This is a genomic window from Mucilaginibacter sp. (genome assembly GCF_025362475.1).
In the GTDB taxonomy this organism is placed as follows: domain Bacteria; phylum Bacteroidota; class Bacteroidia; order Sphingobacteriales; family Sphingobacteriaceae; genus Mucilaginibacter.
The window spans coordinates 68,428-92,827 of sequence record NZ_JANYGH010000002.1 but is presented as its reverse complement, the minus strand read 5'-3'; the positions used below and the strand labels follow the sequence as shown (position 1 = coordinate 92,827).

Genomic DNA, 24,400 nt, shown 5'->3' with positions numbered 1-24,400 from the left:
GAAACTATAAATGCCCCCCCGGATCCTATGAACTTTATTTAAGAATTCAGATCCCCATTGTCGTAAATTGCTAAAGCCGCCGGCAAACAGCTGGCCACTCCGCTTAAGCCACATACGCTTATGGTAATTAATATAGTGTCTTTGATTTCATCACGGGTGGCACCGAGTTGTTTGGCCATTTGCACATGGTAACGTACTGCAGTAACATCACCCAGGGCTGTTTTAATACCGATATACAATAATTGCTTAGTTTTAGAGTCCAGTCCGTTTGTACTTTTTAATGCCTCTATCAATTGGTTAAATGCTTTTGATACTTCAGGGGCTTCCTGTTCAAATACTACAAGGGGGTTGTCGTTGCTGCTCATGATTTTTAGTTAATTGATTGACGGGTTATAAAATTTAGTGATCCAGGTTTTTCCAAAAAAAATTTGCCAGTAATAAAATAGACCCAGGCGCTGTGATTAGCCATGGCGCCCCAAGTAGCAGTACCCATGTAGAAAAATGCGGGTAAAAATAGGCAAAGCCAATAAAAGGAATCATCAATGCATTAGCTATCAAAAATATTCTCACAACACCTATTATTTGTAAAATCTGTACTACGCCATATCCTGCAGCAGCAATAAATGCCGCAAGCGCTGCATAAAAACCCAAAAGCGCAGTTTCCTTTTTCATTATAAAACGTTGAGGATCTTATCTTCTTTGGTACGATGGCCTAATATTTTTTCCAGGTCCTCCCTGTATATCACTTCATTTTTCAATAATGATTCAGCTACTTTTTCCAGCAAAATTTTATTTTCGGTCAATAGTGTTTTAGCGGTCAGATAGGCATCACCTACCAGCTTCCGAATTTCCTGATCTATCAGTTCGCCCGTAGCTTCACTAAAAGGTTTCTGAATAGATAAGTCGCGCTGGTTGGTTGAATCATAATAACTAACGTTACCCAACTTATCATTGAAACCATAATAAACCACCATAGCATAAGCTTCCTTGGTCACCTTTTCAAGGTCATCAATTGCCCCGGAGGAAATTTCACCGAAAATGACTTCTTCGGCCGCCCTGCCTCCAAGCGTAGCACATAAATGCTCCCGGAATGCAGATTTGCTCCTTAACTGTTTCTCTTCTGGCAGGTACCAGGCAGCACCTAAAGATTTCCCCCGCGGAATAATGGATACCTTAACCAATGTATCAACCGTTTTTAATAGCCAGCTGGTTACGGCATGGCCAGCTTCATGATAGGCTATGATTCTTTTTTCTTCCGGAGAAATGATCTTACTTTTCTTTTCGAGCCCAGCAACGATCCGGTCAATTGCATCTGTAAAATCCGTTTTTTCTATTTTAGTTGCCTTTCTTCGCGCCGCTATCAAAGCGGCCTCATTGCAGATATTTGCAATGTCTGCCCCGGAAAACCCCGGTGTTTGCGCGGTCAATAATTGAATATTAATTGCCTCATCAACCATTAAATTACGCATGTGGACTTTAAAAATGGCCGCACGTTCACTCATATTAGGCAGTTCCAGGTAAATATGGCGGTCGAATCTGCCCGGACGAACAAGCGCCGGGTCAAGCATATCTGCACGGTTGGTTGCAGCTAAAACGATAACGCCGGTATTGGTACCGAAGCCATCCATCTCGGTTAATAATTGATTTAAAGTGCTTTCCCTTTCATCATTGGCGCCCCCTAAAAAGGCGCCTTTTCCCCTTGATCGTCCGATAGCATCAATTTCATCTATAAAAATGATACACGGCGCTTTTTCCTTGGCCTGGCTAAAAAGATCACGTACCCTGGAAGCGCCCCCCCCCCACGAACATCTCCACAAATGCAGCACCGGAAATAGAAAAGAAAGGTACCTGGGCTTCGCCTGCAACCGCTTTTGCCAGCAGGGTTTTGCCTGTTCCTGGTGGGCCCACCAAAATGATACCTTTTGGTATCTTGGCGCCCAGTTTAGTGAAGGACCCCGGCTTTTTCAAAAAGTCTACTATTTCCAGCACTTCTGTCTTTGCTTCATCCAACCCGGCAACGTCATTAAAATTGATATTACTGTTCTCCTTTTCAACCAAAATCGCCGTGGATTTCCCAAAGTTAAAAATAGAAGGCCCGCTGGTTACCCCCATGCCGCCCTGTCTCCTGATGAAAAAGCCTGCTACTATGTAAATCAAGATAAAAGGGAGCACCCAGCTTAATATATTCCAGAACCAATTGCTTTGATAGGTATAACTAACAGGAACCTTTTCAATTACAGAAAAGTTTTTTTCCGCCTCTTCCATATTTCGCTCAAAGGATTCTACCGACCCAATCGTAAATACATAATGGGGCCCATTATTGATGCCGCTGCCAAATGAAGGTTTAAATACCTCTTTAAATGCGATATCCCCTGAAAATATTTTTTTGATATATACTTCTACCTTTTCTTTATTAACTACAACCAGTTTTTCGGTCGCTTTGCGGTTTAGTATCGTGTTTGAAAATTGCTGCCAGGTGATTTCTTTGGTGCCATAAGAATCCGTTAATATTGGCGATAAGATAAAATACAGTAACATAATCACATAAACCCATATCCAGCTGAAAGCGGGTTTAATTTTCTTTTTATCAGGTTTTCTGTATTTTAATTGCTGATCCGTCTTCATAGATTAAAGATGGGAAGCCCAATGAAGAAATAAAATGATGAAGATCAGCCAAATTAATGATCTATTTCAGCGCTTCGACCATCAAACCCTCAACCTACTTGCTGAAATGCAGATCTGCACCAAATATATAACGCTGAAAAAATGATTATAACGTTCTCCGCTACAAGGCCACTATTTCGAATGACCTTATTTATGTAATTCACCATATTTACCGCAGATATTTCATATTCTCCATCCTAATACCAATAGTTACAACTCCAGAAGCATATAAGTGTCGCAGGCCATTATCCAGGTGAACTTTGGGAAAATTTTCATTTCAATACGCAAAGCAATTGTAACAATAAGCAAGCGATTTAATCTTATTGGCAGTTTACAAACCAGAACTTTAGGCAAATGATCAAAAAATATTCAGTTTTAGCAGGAATATTATTTTCGTTGGTTTTAATAATGATAGCAATTTCAGTTTACCCGGGCGGCACAAGGTTCGATGAATATTCTATTGGTTTCAACTGGACAAAAAATTTCATGAGCAACCTGTTTGGAACAAACGCGTTGAATGGCGCTGAAAACCCTTCCAAAATTTGGGCATGCGCAGGAATGATCATCCTTCCAGTTACTTATGCCCTATTTTTCATTAATATGGCAAAAAAAATACCCGAAAAAAATGCCGCCAATATTCTAAAATACGGAGGTGTAGCTAATATTTTCTTTACATTTTTAACTGTAACATCGCTACATGACATCATGTTGATCATATCAACCACTTTGTTTTGGAGTTGTATAGTCGTTATCACGGTTTTTATCATGAAAACAAGTCTTCATTTATTTAAATTCTTTTGCATAATCAGTCTTTTGGTTTTTTATTACAGTATTTACCTATGGGGCATAAGTGATTGGGATTTATTACCAATAATGCAAAAAGTAAATTTTGTCAGTTCAACGCTATTAATTTTAGGGCTCGAGTATTTTACCAATCAGGAAGATTTTGCCCATATTAAACCAAGGGCAAATAAGAAATTAGTTATGGACCACTAATATTGATATTTTTAGATTGGGGCGAAATTACATTCAGTCTATTAGCAGTTCGGTTTTAGCAATAAAGTTCTTGAATCGTTAGGTATTAATTGCCTAAAAGCGCGATGAAGATATAATTAAACGAGTTTTAAAAAGGCGCTAAACCCACATTTGCGTGAGACATTTCAATTAAGGGACCTTCAACGAAAATATAAATGAAGCATGGCAAAACAGTCTAATATACCGTAACAAACAATGTCATCGCCCCATCGATAAAGAAGCATGAAAAAAATTGTAACCAGCCATGAACCCGACAAAACCAACAACGATGCTCAACGGTCCGGGTGTTGTTTTGGCCAGCGCAAAACCGTCTGCCATTTGCATTTTAGATAACCAGGCAAATTTCCCTACCGCAAATTGTGCTACATAAGGTAAAACTGTATAAGCCCCACCCACAGTAAAACGATAGGTTTAACACCTCAAGTCACCTTGTTCGGGCCACCAGGATATGAGATCAATCTTTTGTACCTCGCCGGATTGATTTCATCGATTTTAACTGGCGCGGGCCTTTTTTCTATCGACTCGATGATCTTTAATAAATAGGCTAAATCTTCTCAAATTAACATCTGAAGATTATGTAGCTATACTGACAATATAAAAGCCGGACTATCCAGCTTCTATATTGTCAGTTAAAAACTAAACATCTGAAACGAGTTTAATTATTTAATGCTGCCTGTGTCAGGCAAATTTAACGCTGACCGCCAGCGACAGCAATTGCTTCTCCATGAATCCAATAAGCTTCTTCGGATGCCAGAAACACAGCAACTTTGGCGATATCCTCCGGTTTGCCTACACGACCGAGCGGGGTTTCTGAAATATGCCATTTTTCTGCTTCTCCGTTCATTACGCCCGAACTGTGAGAGCCTTCTGTTTCTATCAGTCCCGGATTGATAGAATTGACGCGAATGTTCTTAGGCCCAAGCTCCTTGGCCAGGATACGGGTCATTGCGTCAACGGCGTATTTGGTTTGTGTATATACTAATGAAGTAGGCATATCGAGCGTTGACACGATAGAACCGGTATTAATTATCACGCCGCCATTATTCCCGAATGATTTAATTGCCTGCTGAATAGTCAGTATACTACCTAAAACGTTAATGTTAAACATCCTGTGAAAGGACTCTTCGGTAATATCTTCAATGCCTGCAAAGCTGTATACACCGGCATTGTTAACCAATATATCCAGTTTACCAAAGGCTTTAACGGTTTCGTCAAATATCTGTTTTACATCAGGTGCTTTATCCACGCTTCCGTGTACCGCAATCGCTTTTCCACCTGCTGAAATTATTTCCTGAACAACCTTGTCTGCGTCTTCTCTGCTGCTTGAATAATTCACAGCAACGGCAGCTCCTTCCTTTGCATAGGCTTTAGCAATACCTGCGCCTATACCTTTAGATGCACCTGTTATTAAGGCTACTTTTCCGTTTAATTTTCCTGAATTTTCCATTTTACTTATCTGATTATTTCTTTTTTGATATAGCAAAGTTGGAGTTTCATAAGCCCCCATACGATGAAGTAGCTTAGGAAATCAAGTTGAAGTAGTTCAAGATTTTGGCTTCACACGCTGATTGCGGATCTTCGAAAGAAATTCGGTAGTCATGCCCAGATAGGAAGCAATAACATATTGCGGAAACCGAAAAGCCATACCCGGATAATTTTCTATAAATAATGCGTACCTCTGCTCTGCTGATTGCATCAGGTTACTAATAAGGCGTCTTTGCATAAATGCAACAGAACGTTCAGCCAATATTCGGAAAAAAGTTTCAAACTTATGATTTGCCGCTTTTAACTGGCTTTCGTTCTCAAACGTAATCTGCAATAACAGAGAATCCTCCAATGCGGTGACGAACATGCGGGCAGGCTGCTGATAAATATAGCTATTATAATCGGATATCCACCAGTCCTCGACTGCCAACTGAATAGTATGCTCTTGCCCATCGTCACTAATAACATATGCCCTTAACGAACCATTGAGTACAAAAAACCTGCTTTTAGCCGTAAAATCAGGTTGAATAATAAACTGACGTTTTTTTACCCTTACTTCCTTAAAGGAAGCTTTAAACACTGCCGCTTCTTCATCCGAAAACGGAACTAGTTTCCGCGCGTAGTTAATTATCGTTTGCTGATTATCCATTTAAATAATTGAGGTATACCTGCAATAGCCCTATATCTAATAAATGTAATTCTTATCTCAATATGTTTTGGTAAGATGAACAATTACAATTATCTACATTTTATATTATAATGATGCCATTCTACGAAAATGATTCAAAAAATCTTGATGCTTTGTGTACCTAAGGCTACTTAAAGATGAAGGCTGTTACAAGAAATTGTAGCAGCCTCCATTGTTTCTGATCATACAATGTTCCTACACACCAGCTGCTGCACGAAATGAATTAACAAACGCCACTAATTTGCTGATTTAGGCACCAACAGCAACGGAAGGCCAATAGAAAAACCGAACATTGAAAAAGATTTGCTAAAAAACGAATGTCCTCAACTCCTCCACAAAATAATTCGAGAATTGACCAATAAGGTTACAAATAAAGGCAAAGCCTCAAATCGAAAAATTTGGGGCGTTTTATTTTTGACCCAAATATGCTATCTTTCAAAATGCAGCACCAAGAATTTGCACCTCCTGAAGAATTACGGGATATCATAAAGTGCTTTTGGTATAACAGAAGAGACTCCGGAGAACTACCATCGGGTTTTGAGGTACAACCTGATGGCTACGCTGAAATTATTTTTCATTTCGGAAGCGCCTGTTGCATTTCTCGCAATGGCGGCCTGCAGCCGTTGCCATCGCCATTTATGATGGGGCTGCTCAATCAACCCGCTGTTTTTTACACTAAAAATCGTTTAGAGATCATTGGTATCAGGTGCTTTCCATGGACCGTGTTCGACTTGCTTGGACTGCCGGCCGGTAAAGACGGGGTGCAAATATTTGAGCACCCTATTGCCCAGCTTCAATCCACGTTGAGCAAGTGGATTCATGCTGGCAGGATAGATGAAGCGCTGGATGAGGTAAAACAGTATTTCTTGAATGCACGATCGGGGATTGCTATTGATAGTATGCTATTCAAAGCCGGGATTGCTATGAGGGAAGCAAATGGCACCATGCCGGTAAGCCAGGTAGCGGCGGCGGCTCATGCTACGGTGCGTACATTGGAAAGAAACTTCAAGCAATCTTCTGGCTATACTGTTAAAGACGTGTCTGGTCTGATGCGCTTTGAGCAGGTACGAAATCAATTATGGCTTTATCCAAATTCAAACCTTGCCGGCTTAGCTCATGAGCTGGGCTATACAGATCAATCCCACCTGAGCAGGGAATTTAAGCGCTACAGCGGTACTACGCCAGCGGCATTCGCACGAAAGGCCAAGAAGGGAAAACAGGCTGTAAGCAGCGATTTTGTCGCGTTTATACAAGCCTAACGCAGGCGCATTCCAGAGTTTTGTGTTTCAATCATTATACATGAAAGTTACACCTGAAAGCAAGAAATCAGCACAAAATCATTCTACTCACGATATAATCATTTCCGGCGCAGGGCCTGTAGGTCTGTTCCTCGCCTGTGAACTCGCCCTGGCCAAATGCTCAGTCCTGATATTGGAAAAGGCGGAGAGTCCGCACTCGCCATTGAAGCAAATGCCTTTTGGGATACGGGGACTCTCGGCAACTACTATTGAAGCACTTTACCGCCGTGGGTTGCTAAAAGAACTTGAGATACATAAACGCCTTAAAAACCCACACTCAAACGCCGTACAAGGGCCACGCCGTCAGGTCGGGCACTTCGCTGGCATTCCATTCCATGACGGCGATATTGATACCTCACAATGGAGATACCGCCTGCCAAACTCGCCCCCCACCAGTTTAATTTCTGAAATGCAGGAGCTTGAGGCTGTGCTGACCCGCGGCGCAGAAGCTTTGGGGGTAGTTATCAAGCGCGGGCTTGCCATTACTCACTTTCATCAAACCGGGGACGAGGTGACTGTTAACTCAGGCGACCAATACTTTAAGGGTAAATGGCTTGTGGGTTGTGATGGAAGCCGGAGTGTTGTTCGCAAAGCAGGCGGTTTTGAATTCGCCGGTACGGAGCCGGAATTTACCGGCTACACTACCCAGGTTGATATTGCCGACCCCTGGAAGCTGAGCCCGGGCCGAAACGTGACATCAACAGGTATGTACCTGCAATCGCAGCCGGGTTACGTGGTGATACAGGATTTTGATGGAGGGGCTTTTCATAATTCAGAAAAGCCAATCACGCTTGAACACGTGCAGGAGGTGCTACGCCGCATCTCAAACACCGATGTTACTATCAGCGCACTGCATTTGGCAACCACCTGGACTGACCGGGCAAGGCAGGCCACAACTTACCGCAACGGACGGATACTTTTAGCCGGCGATGCCGCGCACATTCACGCACCGTTGGGAGGCCAGGGGCTCAACCTTGGGCTGGGCGACGCCATGAACCTGGGCTGGAAGCTTGCCGCAACCATCCGGGAGAAAGCGCCGGAGGGTTTGTTGGATAGTTATTATACAGAACGGCACCCAATTGGCGCACAAGTGCTGGATTGGTCACGCGCCCAGGTTGCTATCATGAAACCAGACCCGTATGCCCGCGCCCTGAACGCGATTATCCGCGACCTTATGAATACACGCGATGGTGCCACCTATGTTGCAGGACGGGTGTGGGGCATTTTCACACATTACAATCTCGGTGGCCATCACCCCCTGGTAGGTCACAGCGCTCCCAACTTTGAGTTGGAAAACGGTGCAAAAATTGCTGAGCTAATGCACGATGGCCAGGGGATACTACTTGATTTTGATAAGAATGATTCACTTAAAACTTTGGCGGGTGAATATGGCAACCAAATCAGGTATATTTCAGGCAATGCAAAAGACCGAGTATCGGTAAGCGCCGTACTGATACGCCCTGATGGAATTATCGCCTGGGCTTGTGATAACAACCCGGATTGCATCGAACTGGAAAAGGCAGCCGGTCGCTGGTTTGTTTGTAATCAGCGATGTTAGCCGCATAATGAACGATGCACTAAACCATGGTTTTCTTCCATTTTCCACGCTTAAACAATATGTAAGCCGCTATACTTAATCCAATTTCGGAAAAGGGGATAGCAATAAAAACGCCGGTTGGCCCCATTGCAAAATACTTGGCCAATAAATAAGCCAAAGGAATTTGGAATAACCAAAATGTAAAAACGTTAATTTTAGTAGGTGTCCAGGTATCACCGGCACCATTAAAAGCACTGGTTAAAACCATACCCACTCCGTAAATAATAAAGCCGCCGCTTAAAATTTGTAAAGACCGGGTGGCCACTTTTTTAACAGCCTCATCGTCTGTAAAAAAAGAGGCAAATAAATGCCCGCAGGTTAAAAATAATACGGTCACAATGCCTAAAAATACAATTGTATATTTTATAGTTTGAAACACTGATTGTTCTGCCCTGTCCACATGCCCGGCTCCTAAATTTTGCCCAACTAATGTCGCTGCCGCATTGCTCAAACCCCAGGCTGGCAGCAGGAAGAACATCATTAACCGCAATGACGTTTGGTAACCCGCAGAACCATGATCGCCACCTGTTGTAGCAACCAATTGGGCCAAAAATATCCAGCTGCAACTGGCTATTACAAATTGCAAAATACCCGGTGCCGCAATTTTAATGATCGCTTTAATCTGATGCCAGTCGGGTATAAAATAGCTTATCCGGATTTTTAAAGCATTTTTGCCATTAAATAAGTTATAAATCTGGTAGGTAACCCCCAAACCGCGACCAATGCTTGTGGCTATCGCCGCTCCCGTTAATCCAAAAGCCGGGATAGGACCAAGCCCCCTGATAAAAATAGGGCATAAAATAATGTTTGCCATATTAGCAATCCACAAACTGCGCATGGCTACGGCGGCGTTACCGGCTCCCCTGAAAATACCATTTATTAAAAACAACAGCACAATGATGAGGCTGCCGCCCATCATAATGCGAACGAATGGAGTTCCATGATCGGCAGTTTCTGTGGAGGCTCCCATAATTAAAAGCAGGTCTCTGGCATGTAAAAATCCCAAAATACTGATGGCCAAGTTAATAAACACAGCAATTACAATGGTTTGCATTCCTGCCTTTGAGGCGGCTTCAGGATTTTTTTCACCAATGCGGCGTGCAACAACCGCTGTTGCGGCCATACTTAAACCTATGGCCAATGAATATATTACGGTTAATACAGATTCCGTTAATCCCACTGTTTGAATAGCGTGACTACTGTTTTTTAAATGACCTACAAAATAAAGGTCGACCAAGGCAAAAACAGATTCCATGGCCATTTCCAGCATCATGGGGATAGCCAATAAAACAATTGCTCTTTTTATACTGATGGAGGTGAGGTCAACTTCCTTACCCTTTATTGCTTGCTTTAAAACCAAAAAAAAAGAAGATACCTTACCCTTTATAGTAATTGATTGCGACATAGATGTAAGCTTGTATTATTTTAGGAAGTGGCTTTTTATCTGAGACCCTGAAGTACAAATATAATGAGACCTTTTGGTTACGCAAGCTGTGATTGAAACGGCAGGAGCAGAAAACCATCCGGTATAACCGCGATTCAATCAACGGGTTTTTATAAGATTTGTGTACAATTATAAAAAAGATCTAAAAAACGATTGGGGATTACAATGTTTTATTAATTCTATTTATCTTTAGTAAACCAAAGACAATCAATTATTTAAACCTTACCTGCACCCTTATGAAAATTACAGATCACTGGTTAGTTGCCGACTCCGCTACTGAAAAAATAAAAATTTCTAAATCCGGAAATGTCAGGGATCCTATCGATCCTGATTATTTGGTAATTCATTACACCGCCACAGATACTGCGCAATCAGCAATAGATTGGTTTATGGATACCCGATCGAACCCTGATAAAATTGCCGCACATATTGTGTTAAATACCGATGGCACAATTACCCAGCTGATACCTTTTAATCACCGGGCAAATCATGCGGGTACCAGCACCTGGGATGGGGTAGATAATTTTAATTTTCATTCCATCGGGATAGAAATTGTAAACCCGGGTTTTGTAGAGAAGCTGGCAGATAATACTTTTAAACGAGCTACAGATGATGGTGTAAAAATTTATCCGGCTACCGATGGTGATAAGTTTATAAAGATTGATCACAAGCATAAGTTTTGGACAGGTAAAAGCAACCATCAATGGCGCACCTTTCCTGATGCTCAGCTACAGGCGCTATACAAGCTTTGCAAAGTATTATTTGATACGTATCATTTAATAGCAGCCGTTGGTCATGATGATATCTCTCCGGCGCGTAAGCCAGATCCCGGACCGGCATTTCCCTGGGATACATTTAAGGCGAATGTATATGGCAGTACTAATAACACCGGTAAAATTTATATTGTAAATACCGAAGACACGAATTTTAGAAATTCATTTTCTACCAATGCCACTGTCCTTAAAAAATTAACAAAAGGGTATGAGGTAGGCTTGATAGAAACAAACGGCCAATGGAGTAAAGTATACCTGGTAAATAGCCAGGCCGAAGTATTGCAGAATGTGGAGGGCAAATTAAGGAGCATTAAAACCATAGGATGGATATTTAGCTCTCTGTTATCTTTAAAACCCGGTCAATAAGCATACCTGGTCTTGTCGAAAATCGCTTTAGAGCCGTTACGAAAAATTGAGGCCTTTCTTGGGTCCTCTATAATAGTTCGGAAATTGTCCCGGCAAGGGCTGCTTCAAAATGTATAAGGCCTTGAAATATTAAATTTCAAGGCCTTAGCTTTTTAACTTAAAAACTACCAGCTTTATAATGCCGGCAATTTAAATGAAGTATCTTTTTTATTTATGATTTGAAAAAAGCCAAAAGATCCCTATTGATGGTTGCGGCTTCTGTAGTCGGCATACCATGGGGGAAACCCGGATAGGAAATAAGTTTTCCATTTTTTAAAAGCTTTATAGACTTTGCTGCCGAATTGTGAAATGGAACGATCTGGTCATCTTCGCCATGTAAAACAAGCACAGGAATATCCACACTTTTAAGGTCTTCTTTAAAATCCGTTTCTGAAAAAGCCTTAACACCATCATAATGCGCTTTTACTCCGCCCATCATTCCCTGGCGCCACCAGTTGTCTCTGATTCCCTGCGATATTTTCGCTCCCTCACGATTGTAGCCATAAAATGGAAGCGTAATATCTTCATAGAATTGGGCCCTGTTAAATGCTGTACCCTCGCGTATGTCATCAAAAATAGCCATAGGAACGCCGTCAGGATTATTTTGAGATTGTACCATGATTGGAGGGACCGCGCTGATTAGTACAGCCTTGGCTACCCGGCCTTTTCCATGTTTTGCAACATAATGGATAACTTCGCCGCCACCCGTTGAGTGCCCAACGTGTATCGCATCTCTCAAATCAAGTGCCTGGGTTAGCTCGGCCACATCGGCTGCATAGGTATCCATGTCGTGTCCGCCTGAAACCTGGCTTGATCTTCCATGCCCGCGGCGGTCATGGGCAATAACCCTAAATCCCTGCCCAAGAAAAAACATCATCTGTGCGTCCCAGTCATCGCCCGATAAAGGCCAGCCGTGATGAAAAACAATTGGCTGTCCGGTTCCCCAATCTTTGTAATAAATTTCGGTTCCGTCTTTTACTGTAATCTTACTCATTGCGTTTGTTTTTGATGATTAATAAATAGGTAAATATACTTCTATGGACCAGTGTAATAGTAGCTGTAAATAATCCATTATAAATGGACTTGAATGTGACCGTATGTTGATAGCGTAGTAATCAAGGCCGGACCAAAGCCGGTTTAAAAACTAAAATAGTAAATAAAAGCTGATTTATGAATCCGCCCATTCAAAATTTACAAATATCCGGCAAACGCCCCAAAACTCTCCGCAAATTGGGTCTCGAAAATCAACAGGAATATAGTTTTTACATCGGAGTCTGATTGACCATATACAATCATCTGTCGACCATTGGGGCAATTTTACCGATGAATAGGTTTCGGCACCGGCTAATTCACGCTTCATCCGGGCTAACCGGCTCTTCGTCGATTATTTCCCTCCCACGGTCTATCGCATTTTACAGGTTGAGTCATTTACTTTTTATTTGGAGCATAAAACCAAAGCGATGAAAAAAATATACTTCTTAATGTTATGCTTACTACCGTTTACATTGGTAAGAGCCAGTGATACAGGCTCGTCAAGTATTGCCGGTACTGTTATCGATTCGCTTAGCCAAAAACCTGTTGATTATGCAACCATATCTGTATTTGACCAGGTAAGTGGTAAACTGATATCCGGTTCATTAACAGGTACAGATGGAAAATTCACTTTAGAAAAATTACCCAAAGGCACTTATCAATTAAAGATCAGTTTTTTGAGTTATGCCAACAAAACCATTTCTAACCTTAAAGTAACTGATGGAACCTTATTAAAGTTGGGTAAAATCCTGCTCAGCCCTGATAGCCGGCTCTTGAAAGAAGTACAGGTTACGAGCAAAAAAGCATTGATTGAGGAAAAAATTGACCGGACGGTATATAACGCCGAAAGTGACCTCACAACCCGTGGCGGCGATGCTACCGATGTTATGAAACGCGTTCCGATGGTAGCTGTGGATCCAGATGGGAATGTAAGTGTTAGAGGTAGCCAGAACATCAAAGTTCTTATTAACGGTAAGCCATCGGCAATGGCTTCAGCAAGTATTTCCGACGCTTTAAAACAAATTCCTGCCGACCTGATCAAAAGCGTAGAGGTGATCACTTCTCCCTCTGCTAAATACGACGCCGAAGGGTCCGGTGGCATCATTAATATCATACTGAAACAAAATACACTTCAAGGCATGTCGCTGAACCTCAATTCGGCAGTTGGCACACGAGGAGGCGATCTTGGGTTAAACGGAGGTTACAAGGTAGGCAAAATGAATTTTTCTCTTGGAGGGTTTGGCCGCACAGGCTACAATATCCCAGGCGAATTCAGCAACAGTCAGACAGTAAACAGCCTTACTTCAAATGACACTTATTTAACCACTCAATCTGCCGGCACGCATAATAAATATTTGTTTGCCAGGTATAATGTGGGATTAGACTATGATATAAACGAGCATAATTCACTCAGCCTTGGCGTTGTTTTCGGGGCTAATAACCACCCCACAGTTCAGGACAATTTTCTGACCCAAAGTTATTTAAATGATGTACTGACCGGCTCATCATTACAGAAAAACAAGATCACAAATAATTCAAACTCGGTTGATGCCACATTAACCTATACGCTAACAGGCGCAAAGCCCGACCGCGAGTTTAGCTTGCTTACCGAGTACAGCCAAAACAACCGCAACAATAATTTTGAAAGCCTTTTTCTCAGTCAAACCGATGGCTCGATTACCGGTGGCCTAAAAAACAACAATAACAGTGTCAATAAAGAACTGACTTTAGAAACCGACTATCAAACACCGCTTGCAAAAAACCAATTGCTGGAATTTGGGGCTAAGGATATTATCCGGACGGTAACGAGCGATTATGCTTACCTGGCGGCTTCAGGTTCTTCGCTTAACTATTTACCCGTTTCATCGGCAAGCCTTTCAAATGCCTTTAATTACAAGCAAAATGTTGCCGCTGGCTATGTATCCTTTACTTTTGTTCCCTTTAAAAATTACACCATTAAAGCCGGCACCCGTTACGAGTACACCAGCATTAATGCCGATTTTCTGAGCGGCTCGGCCGTTAATATCCCTAACTATGGCATATTGGTACCCAGCCTAAACATCTCCAAAAAATTCGACAACGGCGATATGATTAAATTGGGATATAACCGCCGCATACAGCGCCCGTCAATTGAATTTCTGAATCCTAATATACAAGCCTCAAATCCCTTAAATATAACCAGTGGGAACCCCGGGCTACAGCCAGAGTTCACCAACAACTTTGAGCTGGCCTATAGTACTAATATCAAGAATAATCATTTCAATATTTCGGCGTTTATGCGCAACACCAATGATGCTATACAAACGATAAGGACAACCAGTGGCGACACGGTGAAAACCAGTTTTCAAAACCTGGGGAAACAAAATGCATACGGCATGAGCCTATCTGCCAACTTAGCGCTTACCAACAAGCTAAATATTAACGGCGGCGTGGATCTTTATTATTTAAACCTTGATAACCAAAACCCCGATCCACTTTTCCGGGCTTCAAATCACGGTATGGTAGCTAGCTACCGCTTGTTTGGCAGCTATGATCTTTCTGATAGTTATTCTATCCAGGCGTTTGCCTTTCGCCGCTCCCGCCAGATCCAGCTACAGGGTTACCAGGGCAATTTCAGCGTTTATAACCTGAGTATCAATAAAAAGTTTGCCAATAAAAAGGGCAGTATCGGCATTGGCGGCGATAACTTTTTAACCAATGCATTCCGCATACCTACGGTTGTTAACTCGGGCAACATTAACCAAAACGCGGTAAACGTTATGCATAACCGGAGCATCGAAATCACGTTTAACTATAAGTTTGGCGGCCTTTCAACACCAAAACCCAAAAAACCTAAAAAGACTATCAACAACGACGACTTGAAGGAAGGTAGCAGTAACAACAATAACTAACCCCAATTACCCTACATGAGTTGTTTTTTTCTTCGCTCTATTCCAGATTCTAAAATTCAACACAAACTTATTTTTTTGAATTAACGACCGCCATTCCACAAATAAAATAGAAGAGATAAAAAGCAATCCCAATATTAAACTTATAATTGATTTCCAGGAGAACCCTCCTGCCATTATGCCTTTCGCGTTCTCCGATACATATTTTCCTAAATGTACGGTAAGCGCGTCGCTGGTAAATTTGCCTACAAAAAATGTGGGGATGATATACCTTGCGTTTATTTTTGCCATACCACTGGCCAGGAATAAAGGAGTAGTTGGCAAAGGCAATAAAGTATAAGCCAATATGGCCACCTGGCTTTTCCATCCTTTTTCTTTCATCTTTTCGCCGAGGAACTGTACATCTTCATTCTTTGCTTTCTTAAAAATTCTTCCCGCAAGTAATGGAATATATAAAGTAAGGATGTACCGCCCAATAATGGAGCCGGTAACTCCAATTATAATAACCAACCAGGTGTTTAAACCATAGGTCACCTGTAAAAAAATCATAATTGTAAAAGCCGGTGGAAATGGGATAGGAACAACATCAAACAAAAAAGAACCCGCAAAAACCAGTAAGTATTGCCACCACATATATTCGATCTTAGTATCTTATTTTAAAACGTATAGTTTTGATCTAAGGTACTAAGAATACGAGGAGAGTGATAGGGTAAATAATAGAAATCATTTGATTGGCTGAGATACATCACTTAATTACTTTGCATGTGGAATGCAGACCCGTCAGCCGACGGACGGCGCGACGCAGCGGCTTTTTTTGCGATCTCCCGTTGGGAGGGGTGCAGCTGAATGCGCGGCAATGGCAGGGAGGGGTTTCGTCGACATACCATCTGCAACGGTGCTTAAACTCCTGATTTAACCCCTACCCCCTCCTTCCCCGAGGAAGGAATCGCACATAACCCTACCTTTTGTTACAGTAATAGTCGCGTTTATACCCGGCCGTAGATCATAGGCGTTCAGAAGATTTCTTAACGTGTTTTTAATTCCCTCCCAACGGGAGGGGTGCGGCTGAAATGCGCGCAATGGCAGGGAGGGGTTTCGTCGACATACCATCTGCAACGGTGCTTAAACTCCTGGTTTAACCCCTACCTCCTCCTTCCCCGAAGAAGAAATCACACATGGCCCCTACCTTTTTATATCTTCCAAACAAGGTATGATCATAGCTCAATAAGTGAGCGTTAAACCGCCGCCCAAACCCATATCGCTATCATAATGGCTTGATACAGAAAAATATTTGGTAATGATATATCGTAGACCCGCCGCATATTCCTTGTCGGTATTTCCCATCAGCGTTAGCCGCAACCTGCTGGTTACAGGAATATCTTCCCGACCCAGCTGGAACCGCAGTTTACCATTTCCATCTACCCTCATATCGGCAATAAAAAGCATTGGCAATGTATAAGCCAAACCGGCAACTACTGTTTTGCGGTTATTTTTATTACTCGCCTGCCCAAAAAGATTTGTTTCCTGCTCGGTGGTTTTTTTATAATGATAATCAAAACCCGCATAGCCGTACAGCCATTGCATCTGCCCAAAGTAGCGCCCAACCATGGTTTCGCTTTCATAGCCTTTAGTGTTATTGATGCCTAAGTGCCACATGGTTGATAGTTTCCAGCGGGTGTTTGCTAAACTTAGATTCCCATCGCTGCCATTGCTTTCCAGCCCTATTTTGGCCATCGCATAAAAGCGGCGGTCATCGGCATACACCTTTTTTATTGACTCAGCAGGGTTAGGCACCTCCGGATTAACCGGCGAGTTTTCATAGCTGAATATCCGGCCCATGCCACTCATCATGTGGTACAGTATATGGCAATGGAAAAACCAATCGCCGCTTTCGGTTGCCGCAAATTCAATGGTATCCGTTTCCATAGGCATAATATCAAGCGTGTTTTTTAGGGGCGAATAATCTCCCTGCCCGTTTAACACCCTAAAATAGTGCCCATGCAAATGCATAGGGTGCCGCATCATGGTATTGTTATAAAGAATGATCCTCACATTCTCGCCCTTCTTTATCAGGATCTTATCCGCCTCTGAAACCGTTTTGTTATTGATAGTCCATACATAACGGTTCATATTACCGGTAAGGTTAAAGTGCAATAATTTAACAGGCCCCGCCGGTAAATTGGTAGGCTTAACGGCTTTTAACATGCCATAGTTTAATGTTACCAGGTCGGCATTACCCATTTCCATACCCGGCATATCCGCCATTTTTTTGCCTGCAGTCGCCGTATCTTGTTTCATGGCGTCATCGCCCGTAATTTCCGGGTACATTACGGTGTTCATGTCCATAACCTGGTTGGTCATTTCCATACCGTCCATCTTTTTCATGTTACCATCCACACCCATCATACCGTTCATCATCTTCATCCCCTCAAAGTACTTTAACCGGGGCAAAGGCTTTGCTTTTACTTCGGCCCCGCTGCCCAACCATAACGAGGTCGACCTGGTTCTGTCCTCGGCGGTAGCTAAAAACTCATAACTACCATCTTTAGGTATGGTAACAACTACATCATAGGTTTCGGCTACCGCTATAATCAGCCGGTCTACCTGCACGGGCTGTACGTCTTCGCCGTCATTGGCCACAACTGTAATTTTACCGCCCGCATACTTGAGCCAGAAATAGGTAGATGAGCCGCCATTGATGACGTGCAGTTTTACCTGGTCGCCTTTTTTAAACTGCGCGGCATGGTTTGCCACTTTGCCATTGCTAAAAAAGCGATCGTAATAAACATCACTTACATCCATGGCAACCATTCTTTTCCACTCGTTGGTTAGTTTGGTTTTGAAATGACCTTCACTAATAGCCTCCGCATAGTTTTGGGTGCTGCCTTTGCGGATGGCATACCAATCGGTTTGATTATGTAGTGATCGCTCCACCTGGTCGGGGTTTTCATCAACCCAATCACTCAGCAACAGCGTGTATTCCTTTTGTGCAACTTCTTCTTTTGGATGAATAATAAATGCGCCGTACATTCCGCTTTGCTGTTGGGTCATGGTATGGGAATGGTACCAGTAAGTACCATGCTGCACCAGCGGAAATTTATAAAAATGGGTTTCGCCAGCCTTAATTGGCGCCGTTGTAAGGTATGAAACTCCATCATACCGGTTGGGCAGTATCAGCCCATGCCAGTGGACGGATGTTTCCATCATCATTCCATTATGTACATAGATCTCGGCGGTATCCCCCTCGGTAAATTCCAATGCCGGCGCGGGTATGCTTCCGTTTATAGCCATCGCGGGTTTTAATTTGCCCGTGAAGCTCACCGTGGTATCGCCAATGTATAAATGGTAAATTTCGCGCTTACCAATTTTGGTGTAAAATGGCTGATGTTTTTCGCCATCATTCATTTTCATACCGCCATGTTGCGCATAGGCCAAACCAACCGACCCTAAAAGGTTCAGTATAAATAAAATAAATATTTTCATAATATGTGAGCTGCCGGAAACTCGCCAGCAGCTTTTGATTAAATTATTTGGTTACCGGAGTCAACATTTCCGTAGTTTTTCCGCAGGTAAGCATTTGCTTACCATAGTAAGGATTTTTAATAGCGGCAGTTTCGCTTAACCAGGTGGCTTTTTTCATAGGGCAATATTGCTCATAAATCACCGTGCTGTTTAATTTTAAGCCTTTAACCACCTCGTACATATTTTTGGACAAGCTGGTAAAATGTTCGCGCTGATGATCCAAAACCGGGCTTTCGCTAATGTGCCTGCTGTCAAACTGCAGCTTTTCCATATAGGTCATCCATAATTTATGCTGATCGGGAGTTAATTTATTCATCGGTACAGCGCTGATAGAGGCCAGCAAATCTTTGGCTTTGCTTTCAGTAACCGCACTGTTATCGGCTATAAGCGCATTTTTAACACCCAGGTAAGCGGTAACCACATTATTTATAGCGCCTGCTGTGGTTGATTCCTGGGCCTTGATCTGTGTACAAGCTATTAATAAAGTAAAAGCTAATAACAATTTTTTTAGTGATTTCATGATGTATAGTTTTATGAATTTGATTTTATAGTTTATCGATAGGTTTGCGCCCCTTGGTTTCTGTAGCTTTGAACTGGCTGGGCGTTATACCGGTTATACTCTTAAACTGTGCCGATAAATGCGCGCTGCTGCTATAGCCCATTTGAAAGGCAATTTCGTTTAAATTTAACTCACCATATTGCAGCAGTTCCTTTACCTTTTCCACTTTTTGCTGAATAATATATTTTTCAATGGTTGTGTCTTCATGTTCAGAAAACAGGCGGCTCAGATAAGCATAATCCTTATTTAATTTAGCCGCAAGTAAACTCGAAAAATTGAAATTATTTGCAGCAAGATCTGAATAATGTACTTCCTGGATGATGATATTTTTTATATGTTCAATCAGCTTATCTTTTTCACTATCAATCAGCTCAAAGCCAAGTAACTTTAAGGCCGATGCTATTTCAACCATCTGGCTTTCATCGGGTTCTGGGTTTACAACTGCCACACCCAGGTTAACATCCTCCACCTCAAGCGTTAAATTTTGGAGTTGTTGTTTTACGACCATAATGCAACGATCGCAAACCATATTTTTAATATGTAATATCATGTATTTCTTTTCAAGCTGTTTAAATAAAAAGACAATAAGTGTCCAATCCGCAAAAGACGCGGTTAAGCCTGATCAGATCTGTAGGGAACAAAATTGAATAGAGATTTCTTTACCGGATTTTCCGGGCGGTGCCTTACGCTCTGTCCAGGCAAAGTCGTTGCCTATTGCTTTTCGCAATAAATAACCAGGGGTTATTGTATAATTAGCTAAAACAGCTACTGGTGAAAATTGGTAATCAAGTGCCGGTTTAATATTTTCTTTGATGGTATATTCACCGTGCTTTTTACAGCATCCGCAATCCTTACCATCCGCGCAATGTTTTTTGTTCTCTTTGTCAGCGCCGGCATTAGCCATTGACATGGCTGGCTTTTTAAACAGGTTAGCAGCGGCACAATGAACGATACAAACAAACATCCCTGTTGTAAGTAACAGGTAAAATGCCCCCATGCCGATGATTGCCGCCCTTTTCATTTAATAACAAAGTTACCTTTTAATAAAACATGCTTTTTATAAAACCCCGTAATTAAATTATAAAATTACGTAAAACAGTTCATATGGCTAAAAGCCAATAGCTCGCGTTATTGGCAGGGAAATCGCTTTTTTTTAACCACCACATCGTGCCGAATTTATTTTAAAAGTCAATAGCCCGGGTTATTGGGCTATTGGCTATGTATGGTTTAAACCCTTTCGGCATTAAAGCCCTTTTGTTTTAGGGCGCTGATGATTCCGTCGGATGATAGTTCTTCCCCAGCTTCAACGGTAAGGATCTTATTAGGGTTTGTTGTATCTACGTTCCATTTATCAATGCCCTTTAAGCTGTTTAATGAAGGCGTAACTGTTGCTACACAGCCACTGCAATTGATGTTGGTTTTGAATTTTAAAGTTTCCATGTTTATATATGTGTTTTAAAGATTAAGTTTTGAAATTTTTAAGCGCAGGCTGTTACTCACTACCGAAACGGAACTTAGCGCCATAGCCGCCCCAGCAATCATCGGGTTTAACAAAAATCCATTGATAGGATATAAAATACCTGCCGCAATGGGTATACCTATCAAATTATATATAAAGGCCCAAAACAGGTTTTGACGAATAGTGCGAACCGTTAGCTGCGAAAGCCTTAACGCTTTAGGCACCTGCTGCAAATCAGAAGATACCAGGGTTATCCTGGCTACATCAATCGCGATATCCGATCCCTGGCCCATCGCAATAGAAACATCGGCCTGTGCCAATGCCTCACTATCGTTAATACCATCGCCAATCATTGCTACCGTATCGCCCTCTGCCTGTAATTGTTTTACGAACGCCGCCTTATCAGATGGTAAAATATCCGCTTTAAAATGATCAATCCCGGCTTCCTTAGCAATAGCGGCCGCGGTTTGTGCGTTGTCACCGGTTAGCATAAACACTTTAATCCCCTGTTTTTTTAACTGACTAATAGCTTCTGCCGAGTTCTTTTTTATTTGATCGGTAATCGCTACTATAGCCAGTACCTGTTTCGCATCTGCAAAATAAATCACGGTGCGGGCCAGGCTTAATTGGGTATTAATATTTTCCTGCAGATCGGCTGGTATAGCAATGCCCTTTTCTTCAACCAATTTGTGGCTGCCCGCGTAATAAATCTTTTTATCATGCACTGCCTTCACTCCCCGGCCCGTAAGGCTTTCAAAAGAATCCACGTTCACCGAGCTGGTGCCCATTGATTGCAGATAGCTTGTAACGGCGTCGGCTAAAGGGTGTTCAGATAACCGCTCCATCGCTAAAAAGCAGGCTTGTAATTGATTGATATCCTGCCCGGTATTTTTTGCCCAGATGAGATCCGTAACCACGGGTTTTCCTTCTGTTATTGTTCCTGTTTTGTCCAGTACTACAACATTTACCTTGTAACCCAACTCCAGGGCTTCTGCATCCTTGATCAGGATACCATTTTCTGCCCCTTTGCCAATGCCCACCATAAGGGCGGTAGGCGTAGCCAGGCCCAATGCACATGGGCAAGCGATAACAAGTACTGTAACCATAGCCAACAAGCCATGTGTTAAGGCATGGCTGCCGCCAAATACAAGCCAGGCACCTAAACTTAGTAAAGCAATAAGCATTACTACCGGCACAAAGATGCCTGCAATTTTATCTACCAGTTTTTGCACCGGCGCTTTGGAGCCTTGTGCCTCCTGCACCAGTTTAATAATATGGGCCAGTAGGGTATCACTCCCTATTTTCTCGGCTTTAAACCTAAAACTGCCTTTTTGGTTAAGCGTGCCTGCAAAAACCTTATCTCCCTGCTTTTTTTCAATGGCTACGGGCTCGCCGCTAATCATGCTTTCATCCACGTAGGATCTGCCATCATAAACCTCGCCGTCAACAGCTATCTTTTCTCCCGGGTGTACAAGCAATTGATCGCCTATTTGCACATCAGCAATAGCAATTTCCTTTTCACCATCGGCAGTAACCAGGTAAACCAAATTGGGTTGCAACCCGATCAGTTTTTTAATAGCCGAAGATGTATTGGATTTTGCCCGCTCTTCCAGTAATTTGCCGAGCATAATAAAAACAATAACCACCGATGCCGCTTCAAAGTAAACATGCGGGTGCAAACCCTGCCGGTGCCAGAACCCCGGATTTACTGTATTAAAAACACTAAACAAAAAAGCTATCCCGGTGCTCATGGCCACAAGGGTATCCATGTTGGCCCGGCCATGCCTGGCCTGTTTCCACGCACCAATAAAGAAATTTTTACCTGCAATAAACAGCACCGGGGCCGAAAGCAGCATCATGATATAATTTGCGTAGGCCATATCCATGAAAACCATCCCTATTAAAACCACGGGAATGGTTAAGATAGTAGCCCAGGTAATGTTTCTTTTAAGTGCTTTATAATATACTTGCTGTGCTTCTTCCTGTTTCTGCTTTCCGTTTGTTGTGTCGATAATAATATCATAACCTATTGACTGAACAGATTGCCTCAGCTTTAGGGGCTGTACTATATCCGGATGAAAGGAAACTTTGACAGATTGTGTTGCGTAATTAACTTCTGCCTTATCAACACCGCTTTGTGCACCAAGCATAGTTTCCACGCTTGATGCGCAGGAAGCACAGGTCATGCCGGTAACCGGGAAGATAAGCGTTTGTGATTTTTGTACTAACATTATACTAATTTAATAGTACAAATTTACCACCAGCCTCAGCCCGCGGCCTTACAGTATTCCGGGAATGATTTATATAATATGGTGATTTGCCATGTAGTAAATCAGGCCATCGATTACCCTCCGATGCTGCTCCCAGCGACAAGCGACAGCAAACAGGGGCGATTATAAACTAATATAATCGCCCCTGCTTAAAATCTTTAATATTCCAAAAGTGCTATTTACAGCGTTCTGAATTTTATGTCATTACCTTGTTCCCAAACAAAAAACTCGTTTTTATTGGTTAATTGCGCCACTTTTAAAAAGCTCCCGATGCCTATAACAGTTGCTTTTTTATCAGGAAGAGACACCATGTTCAGGGTATCAATATTTTGATAAGTTACTACGGCATTAGCTGTGCTGCCGGTAATGTTAGCATATCTTCCTTTAGCTATATATATTTCAGGTTTGCCAGCCTGGGCATAATAAATATCGCCCTTACGTTGCCATACCGTTTGTATACTATTTGATGGTGCAATGCGTAGCGCTCCGCCATCCATGGGGCAGCCGTTAAGCTTCCAGGTATCTGTTCCCATTTTTTGAGCAGCAGAAAAAGTTTGCCCGCCGTTTGTTGATTTAGCCACATAAAGATCTCTTGAACCATTCAGCCAGTTTCTGAACATAATGGCAACCGTTGATCCCGATACGGCAATGCTCGGCTTGCAACATTCGCAAACATGTTTATCTGGCGATTGATATGCTAAACGATTAGCGGACCATCCCTTTGCATTGCCGCTTAAGGAAGAAAACCATATTTGGTTGCTGCCTCCCAGCCTGGTATCCAGCCATACCGCGTAAAAATGATTTTCTTTATCCGCGCTTATTGCCATCAATCCTTCCGGGGCCAATCCTTTCTGGTCATTAATAAGGCCCATCGCCTCCCATTTCTGCGCAGTATGATCCAGTTTAAACCAATGAATATTCCCGGTTTTATCCATAGCCGTAATAACCGAATAATTAGCCGAACTGCTTAACTGCGGCCCTCGGCCCATGCCCAGGTGCATGCCGGTTATATGAGCTACTAAAACCGGTTTTGAAAACGTTTGCCCATGATTATTAGATGTAGCGCAGAAAATATTTTCGTCCAACCCATATACTACTCTAACTATTCCCTTATTATCAATACTTACCTGGGGCTGTTTGCCTTGCCCAATAACATCGCTATTTTGAGGCGACGAGGAAGATAAAATTATAAAGCCGAAGCCTAATAAGACCAGGAAAAAGAGGTATTTCATTTCTATATAAATTTCAGGTTTGTAAATGAAGGCAATGTACAGTAAAATA

22 protein-coding genes are annotated in these 24,400 nt (G+C 42.3%); 5 read left to right on the top strand and 17 right to left on the bottom strand.

From position 1 onward, the window contains the following. Positions 1-38: 38 nt before the first annotated feature. The 4 genes from Q0R88_RS01305 to Q0R88_RS01290 are packed head-to-tail and all read right to left on the bottom strand — an operon-like array spanning position 39 to position 2,625. Positions 39-365, bottom strand: a complete 327-nt coding sequence (locus Q0R88_RS01305) for a carboxymuconolactone decarboxylase family protein (RefSeq protein ID WP_295711430.1) — start codon at positions 363-365, stop codon at positions 39-41. Between the two features lie 34 nt (positions 366-399). Beyond that, on the bottom strand, positions 400-672 hold the full coding sequence (locus Q0R88_RS01300) for a hypothetical protein (protein WP_295711429.1): 273 nt from the start codon (positions 670-672) through the stop codon (positions 400-402). Further along, on the bottom strand, positions 672-1,817 hold the full coding sequence (locus Q0R88_RS01295) for an AAA family ATPase (protein WP_295711428.1): 1,146 nt from the start codon (positions 1,815-1,817) through the stop codon (positions 672-674). Before Q0R88_RS01295 ends, Q0R88_RS01300 begins: the two co-directional genes overlap by 1 nt. After that, on the bottom strand, positions 1,774-2,625 hold the full coding sequence (locus Q0R88_RS01290; RefSeq protein WP_295711427.1) for an ATP-dependent metallopeptidase FtsH/Yme1/Tma family protein: 852 nt from the start codon (positions 2,623-2,625) through the stop codon (positions 1,774-1,776). The genes Q0R88_RS01295 and Q0R88_RS01290 overlap by 44 nt, the downstream gene beginning before the upstream one ends. A gap of 447 nt (positions 2,626-3,072) precedes the next feature. Between Q0R88_RS01290 and Q0R88_RS01285 the strand changes: the two genes are divergently transcribed. Next, positions 3,073-3,660 carry a hypothetical protein gene (locus Q0R88_RS01285; RefSeq protein WP_295711426.1) on the top strand — a complete coding sequence of 196 codons (588 nt, stop codon included), beginning with the start codon at positions 3,073-3,075 and terminating at the stop codon, positions 3,658-3,660. 237 nt (positions 3,661-3,897) lie between these two features. On the opposite strand, the gene Q0R88_RS27135 is transcribed toward Q0R88_RS01285, so the two are convergent. The 3 genes from Q0R88_RS27135 to Q0R88_RS01270 all read right to left on the bottom strand — a co-directional run bounded on the left by Q0R88_RS27135 (position 3,898) and on the right by Q0R88_RS01270 (position 5,833). Then, a complete protein-coding gene (locus tag Q0R88_RS27135; RefSeq protein ID WP_366086560.1) occupies positions 3,898-4,095 on the bottom strand; it encodes a chromate transporter in 198 nt (65 codons plus the stop codon). A 292-nt stretch (positions 4,096-4,387) separates the two neighbouring features. Continuing rightward, the gene (locus Q0R88_RS01275; RefSeq protein WP_295711424.1) at positions 4,388-5,146 is read right to left on the bottom strand and encodes a glucose 1-dehydrogenase; all 759 of its coding nucleotides are present in this window, start codon (positions 5,144-5,146) and stop codon (positions 4,388-4,390) included. Positions 5,147-5,242: 96 nt separating this feature from the next. After that, on the bottom strand, positions 5,243-5,833 hold the full coding sequence (locus Q0R88_RS01270) for a Crp/Fnr family transcriptional regulator (RefSeq protein WP_295711423.1): 591 nt from the start codon (positions 5,831-5,833) through the stop codon (positions 5,243-5,245). Positions 5,834-6,312: 479 nt separating this feature from the next. Between Q0R88_RS01270 and Q0R88_RS01265 the strand changes: the two genes are divergently transcribed. After that, entirely contained in the window at positions 6,313-7,131 is an 819-nt protein-coding gene (locus tag Q0R88_RS01265; RefSeq protein WP_295711422.1) for a helix-turn-helix domain-containing protein, read from the top strand. A gap of 40 nt (positions 7,132-7,171) precedes the next feature. After that, complete coding sequence (locus Q0R88_RS01260; RefSeq protein ID WP_295711421.1) at positions 7,172-8,728, top strand: FAD-dependent monooxygenase; 1,557 nt, start codon at positions 7,172-7,174, stop codon at positions 8,726-8,728. A gap of 19 nt (positions 8,729-8,747) precedes the next feature. On the opposite strand, the gene Q0R88_RS01255 is transcribed toward Q0R88_RS01260, so the two are convergent. Beyond that, positions 8,748-10,172: an MATE family efflux transporter gene (locus Q0R88_RS01255; RefSeq protein ID WP_295711420.1), complete on the bottom strand. Its 1,425-nt coding sequence runs from the start codon at positions 10,170-10,172 to the stop codon at positions 8,748-8,750. Positions 10,173-10,447: 275 nt separating this feature from the next. Here Q0R88_RS01255 and Q0R88_RS01250 point away from each other — a divergent pair, with 275 nt between their 5' ends. Next, positions 10,448-11,350, top strand: coding sequence for an N-acetylmuramoyl-L-alanine amidase (locus Q0R88_RS01250; protein ID WP_295711419.1), 903 nt, complete (start codon positions 10,448-10,450; stop codon positions 11,348-11,350). 211 nt (positions 11,351-11,561) lie between these two features. Here the strand turns inward: Q0R88_RS01250 and Q0R88_RS01245 are convergent, their stop codons facing one another. Beyond that, the gene (locus tag Q0R88_RS01245; RefSeq protein ID WP_295711417.1) at positions 11,562-12,383 is read right to left on the bottom strand and encodes an alpha/beta hydrolase; all 822 of its coding nucleotides are present in this window, start codon (positions 12,381-12,383) and stop codon (positions 11,562-11,564) included. 466 nt (positions 12,384-12,849) lie between these two features. Between Q0R88_RS01245 and Q0R88_RS01240 the strand changes: the two genes are divergently transcribed. Further along, complete coding sequence (locus Q0R88_RS01240; RefSeq protein WP_295711416.1) at positions 12,850-15,312, top strand: TonB-dependent receptor; 2,463 nt, start codon at positions 12,850-12,852, stop codon at positions 15,310-15,312. A 6-nt stretch (positions 15,313-15,318) separates the two neighbouring features. Here Q0R88_RS01240 and Q0R88_RS01235 read toward each other — a convergent pair whose 3' ends face one another. The 8 genes from Q0R88_RS01235 to Q0R88_RS01200 all read right to left on the bottom strand — a co-directional run bounded on the left by Q0R88_RS01235 (position 15,319) and on the right by Q0R88_RS01200 (position 24,351). Beyond that, positions 15,319-15,942 (bottom strand): hypothetical protein, encoded by a 624-nt coding sequence (locus tag Q0R88_RS01235; protein WP_295711415.1) that lies wholly within the window; start codon positions 15,940-15,942, stop codon positions 15,319-15,321. A gap of 588 nt (positions 15,943-16,530) precedes the next feature. Further along, positions 16,531-18,792, bottom strand: coding sequence for a multicopper oxidase domain-containing protein (locus Q0R88_RS01230; protein WP_295711413.1), 2,262 nt, complete (start codon positions 18,790-18,792; stop codon positions 16,531-16,533). A gap of 43 nt (positions 18,793-18,835) precedes the next feature. Continuing rightward, positions 18,836-19,351, bottom strand: a complete 516-nt coding sequence (locus tag Q0R88_RS01225) for a DUF3347 domain-containing protein (RefSeq protein WP_295711411.1) — start codon at positions 19,349-19,351, stop codon at positions 18,836-18,838. 25 nt (positions 19,352-19,376) lie between these two features. Further along, complete coding sequence (locus tag Q0R88_RS01220) at positions 19,377-19,898, bottom strand: AraC family transcriptional regulator (protein WP_295711409.1); 522 nt, start codon at positions 19,896-19,898, stop codon at positions 19,377-19,379. 114 nt (positions 19,899-20,012) lie between these two features. Further along, the gene (locus tag Q0R88_RS01215; RefSeq protein ID WP_295711407.1) at positions 20,013-20,411 is read right to left on the bottom strand and encodes a hypothetical protein; all 399 of its coding nucleotides are present in this window, start codon (positions 20,409-20,411) and stop codon (positions 20,013-20,015) included. A 206-nt stretch (positions 20,412-20,617) separates the two neighbouring features. After that, a complete protein-coding gene (locus tag Q0R88_RS01210; RefSeq protein ID WP_295711406.1) occupies positions 20,618-20,830 on the bottom strand; it encodes a heavy metal-associated domain-containing protein in 213 nt (70 codons plus the stop codon). 15 nt (positions 20,831-20,845) lie between these two features. Further along, complete coding sequence (locus Q0R88_RS01205) at positions 20,846-23,080, bottom strand: heavy metal translocating P-type ATPase (protein WP_295711405.1); 2,235 nt, start codon at positions 23,078-23,080, stop codon at positions 20,846-20,848. A 218-nt stretch (positions 23,081-23,298) separates the two neighbouring features. Continuing rightward, positions 23,299-24,351, bottom strand: coding sequence for a hypothetical protein (locus Q0R88_RS01200; RefSeq protein ID WP_295711388.1), 1,053 nt, complete (start codon positions 24,349-24,351; stop codon positions 23,299-23,301). Positions 24,352-24,400: the final 49 nt, after the last annotated feature.

Excerpts from the sequence above, each read along its gene's own strand:
- Q0R88_RS01305 (WP_295711430.1), bottom strand. The coding sequence starts at position 365 with ATGAGCAGCAACGACAACCCCCTTGTAGTATTTGAACAGGAAGCCCCT.
- Q0R88_RS01300 (WP_295711429.1), bottom strand. The coding sequence starts at position 672 with ATGAAAAAGGAAACTGCGCTTTTGGGTTTTTATGCAGCGCTTGCGGCA.
- Q0R88_RS01290 (WP_295711427.1), bottom strand. The coding sequence starts at position 2,625 with ATGAAGACGGATCAGCAATTAAAATACAGAAAACCTGATAAAAAGAAA.
- Q0R88_RS01285 (WP_295711426.1), top strand. The coding sequence starts at position 3,073 with ATGATAGCAATTTCAGTTTACCCGGGCGGCACAAGGTTCGATGAATAT.
- Q0R88_RS01275 (WP_295711424.1), bottom strand. The coding sequence starts at position 5,146 with ATGGAAAATTCAGGAAAATTAAACGGAAAAGTAGCCTTAATAACAGGT.
- Q0R88_RS01270 (WP_295711423.1), bottom strand. The coding sequence starts at position 5,833 with ATGGATAATCAGCAAACGATAATTAACTACGCGCGGAAACTAGTTCCG.
- Q0R88_RS01265 (WP_295711422.1), top strand. The coding sequence starts at position 6,313 with ATGCAGCACCAAGAATTTGCACCTCCTGAAGAATTACGGGATATCATA.
- Q0R88_RS01260 (WP_295711421.1), top strand. The coding sequence starts at position 7,172 with ATGAAAGTTACACCTGAAAGCAAGAAATCAGCACAAAATCATTCTACT.
- Q0R88_RS01255 (WP_295711420.1), bottom strand. The coding sequence starts at position 10,172 with ATGTCGCAATCAATTACTATAAAGGGTAAGGTATCTTCTTTTTTTTTG.
- Q0R88_RS01250 (WP_295711419.1), top strand. The coding sequence starts at position 10,448 with ATGAAAATTACAGATCACTGGTTAGTTGCCGACTCCGCTACTGAAAAA.
- Q0R88_RS01245 (WP_295711417.1), bottom strand. The coding sequence starts at position 12,383 with ATGAGTAAGATTACAGTAAAAGACGGAACCGAAATTTATTACAAAGAT.
- Q0R88_RS01240 (WP_295711416.1), top strand. The coding sequence starts at position 12,850 with ATGAAAAAAATATACTTCTTAATGTTATGCTTACTACCGTTTACATTG.
- Q0R88_RS01235 (WP_295711415.1), bottom strand. The coding sequence starts at position 15,942 with ATGTGGTGGCAATACTTACTGGTTTTTGCGGGTTCTTTTTTGTTTGAT.
- Q0R88_RS01230 (WP_295711413.1), bottom strand. The coding sequence starts at position 18,792 with ATGAAAATATTTATTTTATTTATACTGAACCTTTTAGGGTCGGTTGGT.
- Q0R88_RS01225 (WP_295711411.1), bottom strand. The coding sequence starts at position 19,351 with ATGAAATCACTAAAAAAATTGTTATTAGCTTTTACTTTATTAATAGCT.
- Q0R88_RS01220 (WP_295711409.1), bottom strand. The coding sequence starts at position 19,898 with ATGGTCGTAAAACAACAACTCCAAAATTTAACGCTTGAGGTGGAGGAT.
- Q0R88_RS01215 (WP_295711407.1), bottom strand. The coding sequence starts at position 20,411 with ATGAAAAGGGCGGCAATCATCGGCATGGGGGCATTTTACCTGTTACTT.
- Q0R88_RS01210 (WP_295711406.1), bottom strand. The coding sequence starts at position 20,830 with ATGGAAACTTTAAAATTCAAAACCAACATCAATTGCAGTGGCTGTGTA.
- Q0R88_RS01205 (WP_295711405.1), bottom strand. The coding sequence starts at position 23,080 with ATGTTAGTACAAAAATCACAAACGCTTATCTTCCCGGTTACCGGCATG.
- Q0R88_RS01200 (WP_295711388.1), bottom strand. The coding sequence starts at position 24,351 with ATGAAATACCTCTTTTTCCTGGTCTTATTAGGCTTCGGCTTTATAATT.